We start from the raw sequence: 8,598 nt of genomic DNA on the forward strand, positions 1-8,598 counted from the left end.
ATACCAACCATTTCTGTGCTGCCGATAAATCCGAGGACAATCATGACGAAAACAAGCCAGGTTTTTTCACGGGAAAATACGTTACGAAAGCCTGTTAATGAATCATACAAGTAGTTGAGCATACAATCGCCTCCTCTTATTTTTTGAAGAAGTTATCTTGTAGCTTATACTGTATGCTTTTTTACAAATTCGTCAAGTTGTCAGAGAACTTACGACTGTAGAGTAAATAGAATGACCGGTTGGCCGGACTACTGCCTTCGCAAATCCTCAATCTCTTCAACCGACAACTCGGTCAATTCCGCTATCTCCTCTGCATCCAGCACACCCTTTTCTATGAGATTCAGCGCAATTTTAAGAGCTTTCTGTTTTTCTCCCTGTTCAGCACCCTCTTTTATTCCTTGCTCAATACCCTGCTCAATACCCTTCATCACGCCAACAGTATAGGATGATTCCACCATACTGGCCTGATAATGCAAATCATCCTGATATCGTTCATAAGCCCGGCGTTCTTCGTCGGAAAGCTTGAGGATGTCCAGCTCCTGCTTGGCCTTTTTTATCCCCTTGGCCTTGAAGTCATTCTTGATCTCCTCATTCTTGAGAAAGTAGATCCACTCGTCCAGGGTGTCTTTGGCAATATCGTCGAAGTTGTTGACCTTGATTAGATAATATTCTGGGAAAATTTCATGGAGCTTATCCCGTCCGTACAGCTTCCGCTGCTCGTCGGAGAGTTGCAGCAGATCCTGCTCATGCAGCCCTCGAAAGGAGGTGGTGCCGTGATACACGTAGTCATCCCCATGCCCCAGATCAAAATAGAGAATATTGATGGAAACAACCTTAGTTACCTTGGAATAGGGCTCTTTTTTGTGCAGATGCTCCGTGATCACCTTGGAGGTGCCGAACAGAATCCGCTGGAGATAATCGAACTCCCGTTCATACTGCACCTCAATGATGAGTATTTCCTTCTTCTCATTTAATACCTTGAGGTCAACCCGGTTGAATTTATCACGGGCATCTTCTTTATTGCTTTCGCTTTCCAGCAGCTCCAGTATCCTGACATCCTCCATCAGAAGTTCGCTGAGAAACCCTTCCAGGATTTCAAAGTTGGCCTTGCTCCGCAGGAGCTTTTTCATGGCCCAGTCAAAGCTGATCAGTTTTCTTTGTGCCATTGCTTTCTCCATGCCTGCTTATTATACCGGTTCATATGATTCAAGTTCACGTAACGAAGCAACGGCCTGATTACGAACATGAACGTCCACGTCATCAAGAAATTTTTCCGACAGCTCTTTCGCTGTTTCATCCGCGAGCCAGCCGCCGGGCAGGATTTTGAGGGTTTCAGTACGAAGTTCGGGGACGGGTGAATCAAGCAGAACTATTATTTGCTTTTCTGCATTACGAAGGACTTTGGGAGGTAATTCAGTGAGTTTTGCAAGGAGGCTTATCGGTGCCTGTTCCTGTTGAATCAGGTCAATTACCTTGTTCAGGGCGGAAGCATCGGAGTTGCAAACCCGCAGCACAGCATCTTGAGCAACGTCTTTTACGTCTGTTCTTGGGTCACCGCAGAGTTCAGCAAGTTCGGCAAGCGTGAATCCGTTGAGCTGATCAATAATCTGCACTAATGTTTCTCGCGGACTTGATGGAACAGTACCGCCTTTGACAGGATAGGGTTCCTCGTTTTCTTTCCAGTAGGATAGGGCGTTTTTCAGTTCACTAAGGTGTACTTGTGCAGGATGATGATTTGCATATCCTTTGGCCGCTCCGAGAGCGATTTCAACATTCGGATGTATTAACTCCTTGAGCAAAGTTGCGCAAATACGGGTATCGTATTGATCATTGGAAAATTGCGGAAGTTTTTCGAGAAGATATTGGCAACCGTCTGTCAGTTCATCTTCCAGTCGGTGCAAAATGATTCCAGGTGCTTGCTCTCCCCATACATCGGAGGCAATCTGGCTGATAAAGTAAAGGGCAGAGTCCCTTCCGTTCCTCAAAATTTCTTTTACCTCCTCTGCGGTCTCATCGCCTCCTGCTCCGGTTGCAATGATGTCAGCTGCGGTCTTGGCAACTATTTCACTAGGATGATCCAATGCTCTTGCAATGTTTTCCTTTTCTGTCTCTGTTAATTTAACTTTATCCCAATCTGGGCTTATATCAACATCTGCTAATCGTCCAAAGTAAGACACCTCTTGTTCATTTTGCAACAGCGTTATTGCAGCATTAGCCTCTTTGACAATTTTATCTGGGTTGAGTTGTAGTCCAGAGATAACGCAACTAAAAACCACACAAAACTCTTCATAATACCCCTGATCGGATAGGTCCATAAAAGCGTCACAAGGCGAAGTCCCTATCTCCATTACCCTGCTAATCTTACAGAGAGAGTCGAAAGAACGCTTTATTTCCTCATAACATTTATCAGAAACCCTCTTCTTCTTCGACAAAGATGAAACGACAAATCTCAGAAAGGTTATCTCCACCTCACTCCATGCTCTTACCCAATTTTTTTGTTTATCAAAATCAAAAAGTATGCTCGCTGTTCGAACATTCCTTTCAAGAATAGCTCGAACATGCTTAGATATTGTTTTGACATTACAAAAATGCTTTTCAAGTTTCCTTTCCCTAACTATACCCAACAGCTCTCCCAAAAAACCTATGCCTCTTACTCCTCGACCACTCGACATATAAGTTAATACATTTGCCACTTTAACAATTATCTTTTGATCATATGGCTCATCAAGGAGTAGCATCGTTGCTTTTTTTATAAATGTACCTGGCGACTTCTTTAACGAGGCCAAATCTTGATAATTTTGTTTGAGCAACGCAAGAGAAAAATATTCTTCGCCCGAATGCAGAGCAAGATTCCATGCCGAGACTCGTGTCCAGGCCTGGGGATGTTCAAGCAAAGGCTGTACCGCTGCCCCGATAACATCAGGTGCAAACTGCACAAGGTGAAACAGTGCTTCCCCAACATCCAAAACAACATCTTCAAGATTCGAGGTTAACCTCGGCAGCAAAGCATTCACAACAGACAGAACCAGTTCCCTTGCCGGTTCTTCTATTTCCAGTATCGCTGCGGCTGCCAGCAGAATATCCTGAGCCGTTCTTTCTTCAAGCGTATCAAAGCTGGTCAACAGTTGAACAATCCGTTCACCGCCCTTCAATCCTGCTGCCAACAGAACCGTCTCACGCCATCTGTTCTTCCGTCGGACTTTTTCCAACCACGCAACAAACTCAACCTCTTGCAAAGATAAAGCATACTTTGCTGCGGCAAATTCACCAAAGGTCGTATGCGCAAAAACAAGGTATTCATTATCCGCAATGGATATTTTTTCGACAAGACGGTGTTCTGCCCAAAACTTGACAGCCTGCTCCACACTTCTTTGAGCCTTCAGCAAAGAGCATTCCAGATCATTTTTGAGTATATTTCCGGCTGCTGAGAGCAAATCAGAATATGGTTGCGAAAGGTCATTTTGCAACAGCCACCCGATAATCTCAAACACCCGTAAAAATAACGACTCGTCAGACTCAACGGTTATCGACCTATCAGCAGGATCTTTCAGAATACACCTGATGATCTGCTCGTACATGGCGGTTCTTTTGCTTCCAAACGCAATGTTGCCGATTGACAACTGGATGAGAAAACCGAGCAGCAGAGGGTTCCGGGCAGCAAGACCGGCAGCTTTGTTAACAGTGATCCGATTGTTAAAATTCTTCAGCTCAAGATCAATCCGAGTCCGGTCACCTTGAAAGCATTCACCGATAATCTGTTCAGCATATTGTGCAATATCCTTTTTCGGGAGCGGCAGAATGGAATAGTGTTTCCAGGATGAAAAGGAGGCGGCATCATGTCCGAACGGACGAGTGGTGATAATGATTGCAGTATTCTGATGTCCGTGGCCCCACTTGACCAGAGCATCAGTTATCTCGGAACGATACGTACCGCATTCATCCAGCCCATCAGCAAAGAGATAATCCGGTTTAACGGATACGCTTTTCTGATCTTTCCCGGAAATACCTGAGCCGTCAAAGGAGGAGCGAATCAAGGCATCTTCAAAGGTCTTCCCTTCCATCTGCTTGACAAGAGTTGGAAGCCGTACCCACAGAATGAGCTTGCCCTCATGGGAAAATGTATGCGCCAATCGTTTCAACAGGGTGGTCTTTCCTGCCCCCGGCCCTCCTGTAATGACGACTCGCTTGTTCCCGGCAACAACAGCTTCCGCCTTTTTAACAGCGTTGCTTGGTGTACCTTCTGATTTTCTCGACCATTGGCGGTACTGTTCTATCTGCTTTTTTTCTTCTGGTATATTGTCTGTTTTGTTGTCTGATTCATTCTGGTCAATCGTATCAAGTTCAACCCAAGCCTTTGCAATCGGCAGGGCCAGTCTCAAACCGGCGATGTTAAATATTGCCGAATTGGTATGAATCCATTGGCAATATTTGTTGCGTATCTCTTCAAGATATCCTTTATCAGGATGACTGCTCCTGCTTTGACCGCAAAAAGACTCTGCCCAGACTTGCTCGAAAAAATCCTCTACAAGGTCAGGAATCTCTTTCAGCTTGGCGGACAACGTGTTGCAATCCCAAGGTATGAGAGTAATTCCCTTTTCCTTTAACCGCGCGTTCTGCTCTTCTAATTTATCAGCCCGCTTTTTGGATACAAGGCTCTCTGTCGTACATAACACGAGCATTTCAGCCTTATCAGCCCATTCTCCGGCAAGGAACTTTTTCACCGCAGCTTCTATTTTTGCCGGGCCAAAATCCTTCTCACGTTTGCATTGATAAACCTGATATTTTTCTGAATCCTTTTTCCGGGCATATAGATCAATCCCTTCCTGATTCTGTCCTCGCTCCCCGTAAAGCTGACAATGCTCAACATCTGCTTCCAACTTCACCAGACGAAGACACAACTTCTCGAAATTTTCCCAGAGCAGTTCATAAAACGGGAGTTCCTGTGGTCGTGTAGTAACAGGCGGAGAAATTACAGAAGGTGAGGATGGTGTTTCTTCAAGCCATGAAGGAAGCACATTCTCCTCTTTATCCGATCCCGCAGAAAATTCAGCCAAGTTCAATCTCCAACATCTTCAATTTGATAGAATGACCGGTTTGCCGGACTACTGATTTCTCAACTCCTCAATCTCCCCAACCGACAACTCAGTCAATTCCGCTATCTCCTCCGCATCAAGCACACCCTTTTCTATCAGATTCATCGCAATTTGCAGAGCTTTTCTATCTTCGCCTTTTTTCACGCCGATTGTATAGGATGATTCCACCATACTCGCCTGATAATGAAGGTCATCCTGATACCGCTCATAAGCCCGGCGTTCTTCGTCGGACAGTTTGAGGATATCAAGCTCCTGCTTGGCCTTTTTTATTCCTTTGGCCTTGAAGTCGTTTTTGATCTCTTCATTCTTGAGAAAGTAGATCCACTCGTCCAGCGTATCTTTGGCGATATCGTCAAACTTATTGACCTTGATCAAATAATATTCAGGAAAAATTTCATAGAGCTTATCCTTTCCGTACAGCTTCCGCTGCTCATCGGAGAGTTGGAGAAGATCCTGCTCATGCAGCCCTCGAAACGAAGTGGTGCCGTGATACACGTAGTCAGCCCCATGCCCCAGGTCAAAATAGAGAATATTGATGGAAATAACCTTAGTTACCTTGGAATAGGGCTCTTTTTTGTGCAGATGCTCTGTGATTACCTTGGAGGTGCCGAACAGAATTCTCTGAAGGTAATCGAATTCCCGCTCATACTGCACCTCAATGATAAGTATTTCCTTCTTCTCATTTAATACCTTGAGGTCAACCCGGTTGAATTTATCGTGCGCATCCTCTTTATTGCTCTCGCTTTCGAGCAGTTCCAGAATCGTGATATTGTCTCTGAGAAGTTCGCTAAGGAAACCTTCCAGGATTTCAAAGTTGGCCTTGCTCCGCAGGAGCTTTTTCATGGCCCAGTCAAAGCTGATCAGTCTTCTTTGCGGCATTTCTTCACCCTTTGTTGATCTTTTTCAACCGATTGCAATCTCCAACATCTTCAACTCCTTGATCTGATCCCGCAAAGCTGCGGCCTCTTCAAAGGCCAAGTTATCTGCGGCCTCCTGCATCCGAATTTCCAGCTGCTTGATCTCCTTGTGCAGATCCGCTGTGGAGCGATACACCATTTCCGGCTCTGCCGCCTTGAGCACCCCGGCATCATCGGCAGCGGCTTCTTCGGGAACCCAACCTGAAGCCCGGAGATGCGCACTCATGGAGTCCTTAATCTCGGAGATAATTGTCTGCGGGACAATACCATGTTCTTGATTAAATTCCTCCTGGATTTTCCGGCGGCGGTTGGTCTCGTCAATGGTGTACTGCATGGACTTGGTGATCTTATCTGCATAGAGAATCACCGTGCCTTGGGCATTACGGGCCGCCCGGCCACAGGTCTGTACCAGGGAACGCTCAGAACGCAGAAAGCCCTCCTTATCCGCATCCAGGATCGCCACCAAGGCCACCTCCGGGATATCCAGACCTTCCCGCAGCAAGTTGATGCCCACCAGCACGTTGTATTCACCCCGGCGCAGATCCCGAATCAGCTCTATTCGTTCCAGGGTTTTAATATCAGAATGGAGATAACGCACTTTAACGCCGACATTTCCATAATACTCTGTCAGATCCTCAGCCATGCGCTTGGTCAGGGTGGTGACAAGGACTGACTCGCCCCGTTCCGTGCAAAGCCTAATCTCCTCCAGCAGATCATCCACTTGGGTACCTGCTGGCCGCACCTCAATCCGGGGATCAAGCAGGCCTGTCGGACGAATGAGCTGCTCTACGATCCGGCCCTCACATTTTTCCATCTCATAGGGTCCTGGCGTGGCAGAGACGTACACGGTCTGATGCACCCGCTGCTCAAACTCATCAAAACGCAGGGGCCGGTTGTCCAAGGCCGAGGGCAGGCGGAAGCCGAAGTTGACTAGGGTAGTCTTCCTGGCTCGATCCCCGTTAAACATCCCGCCGACCTGGGGCACCCCGATATGAGATTCATCAATGATCGTGATGTAGTTATCCGGGAAATAGTCGAGTAAGTTGGGCGGCGGCGCACCGGGCGGCTTGCCGGTCAAGTGACGACTGTAGTTCTCGATGCCGTTGCAATAGCCCAGCTCGGCAATCATCTCCAGATCAAACTGCGTCCGTTGTTCCAAACGTTGGGCCTCAACCAGACGGTTTTCCGCATACAGTTCATCCAGACGTTCACGGAGCTCATCCTTAATGGTATGCATGGCCCGTTGCAGATTCTCCTGTCCCGTGACAAAATGGCTGGACGGAAACAGGGTCAGCTCGTCCACATCTTCCAACACCACCCCGCGCAGGGGATCAATGATGGAGATCGCGTCAATGGTATCGCCGAAGAACTCCACCCGCACCGCCTTGTCTTCCTCATAGACAGGGAAGATATCTATCACATCGCCCCGTACCCGGAAGGTGCCCCGGTGAAAAGACAGCTCGTTGCGCTCATAGAGCATGAAGACCAGCTGGCGCTGGACCTCCTCCATCGGGTAATCCTCGTCCCGCTGGAGAAAAAGGTGCATGTTCTTGTACTCGTCCGGCGAACCAAGGCCGTAGATACAGGAGACCGAGGCCACGATGAGCACGTCGTCGCGAGTGAGCAGGGCACGGGTGGCGGAGTGGCGCATCTTGTCAATGGCATCGTTGATGGCCGAGTCCTTTTCTATATAGGTATCTGAGGCCGGGATATAGGCCTCGGGCTGGTAGTAATCGTAGTAGGAGACGAAATACTCTACTGCGTTATGGGGAAAGAGATCCTTGAACTCGGCAAAGAGCTGGGCTGCCAAGGTTTTGTTCGGGGCCATGACCAAGGCGGGCCGGTTGATCTTGGCAATGACCTGAGCCATGGTAAAGGTCTTGCCTGAGCCGGTTACGCCGAGCAGCACCTGATGCTGCGCCCCGTCATTCAGCCCTTGGACGATTTTGTCGATTGCTGCCGGTTGATCGCCGGAGGGGGTGAAGGGGGAGATGAGTTGGAAAGAGGTAGACATGGAAATTCAGTATAGTTATGAGGTGCATTCCATGCACCATTTTGGATGCGGGGCCACACCTTGCCCGGCTGCCTGTCGGTATCACCAGCTTTCAGAATAAATCTTCCGAAGAGACAGCGCAAGAGGTGAAATCGGAATATTCAAGCTGATATGTTTGGCTGATGAAATGCATGGTTTCGTTGCTCCCGAATGCATGCAGTTGTATGTTACGAATGCGTGGGTTCGTGTGAAAGGAAACCGGTATGCCGGGAGCTACTTCGCTTTTCCTGATTTGCCTACGCTGCAAAGATTTGAAAACCGGTTAAGTGTAATACCGAGGTGAGTCTTTTTTATTGACTTTCTCAACTTTACATGTATCAATGTCAAACTGAAATCTTTTCCTGTTTTTTCCTTTTCCTGAATCCGTGAAGCTAATGCAATAAAAAAGCATTTGATATAAAATTAGGTGGTCACCCTGCTGAGTGTTGCCATTTACCTTTTGGATGCTTATATTTCAGTATATGAGATAGTTACTACTGAAAGGAGGGAATGATGGCTGAACTTACAAAGGTTGGTACTTTTTGTCCGAATCCCG

At 47.3% G+C, this 8,598-nt stretch carries 4 protein-coding genes; all 4 read right to left on the minus strand.

Annotation, left to right across the window (positions count from 1 at the left end):
- Nucleotides 1-248: 248 nt before the first annotated feature.
- The 4 genes from L2082_RS17035 to uvrB are packed head-to-tail and all read right to left on the minus strand — an operon-like array spanning nucleotide 249 to nucleotide 8,024.
- Entirely contained in the window at nucleotides 249-1,166 is a 918-nt protein-coding gene (locus L2082_RS17035; RefSeq protein ID WP_446011238.1) for an Rpn family recombination-promoting nuclease/putative transposase, read from the minus strand.
- 21 nt (nucleotides 1,167-1,187) lie between these two features.
- Nucleotides 1,188-5,054, minus strand: coding sequence for an NACHT domain-containing protein (locus L2082_RS17040; protein WP_446012016.1), 3,867 nt, complete (start codon nucleotides 5,052-5,054; stop codon nucleotides 1,188-1,190).
- A 48-nt stretch (nucleotides 5,055-5,102) separates the two neighbouring features.
- On the minus strand, nucleotides 5,103-5,972 hold the full coding sequence (locus tag L2082_RS17045; protein WP_446010517.1) for an Rpn family recombination-promoting nuclease/putative transposase: 870 nt from the start codon (nucleotides 5,970-5,972) through the stop codon (nucleotides 5,103-5,105).
- Nucleotides 5,973-5,996: 24 nt separating this feature from the next.
- Nucleotides 5,997-8,024 (minus strand): excinuclease ABC subunit UvrB, encoded by a 2,028-nt coding sequence (gene uvrB / locus L2082_RS17050; protein WP_446010516.1) that lies wholly within the window; start codon nucleotides 8,022-8,024, stop codon nucleotides 5,997-5,999.
- Nucleotides 8,025-8,598: the final 574 nt, after the last annotated feature.

This window comes from Candidatus Electrothrix sp., from assembly GCF_052785085.1.

Bases quoted from the DNA above. Each gene is read 5' to 3' on its own strand.
- L2082_RS17035 (WP_446011238.1), bottom strand. From the start codon at position 1,166: ATGGCACAAAGAAAACTGATCAGCTTTGACTGGGCCATGAAAAAGCTC.
- L2082_RS17045 (WP_446010517.1), bottom strand. From the start codon at position 5,972: ATGCCGCAAAGAAGACTGATCAGCTTTGACTGGGCCATGAAAAAGCTC.
- uvrB (WP_446010516.1), bottom strand. From the start codon at position 8,024: ATGTCTACCTCTTTCCAACTCATCTCCCCCTTCACCCCCTCCGGCGAT.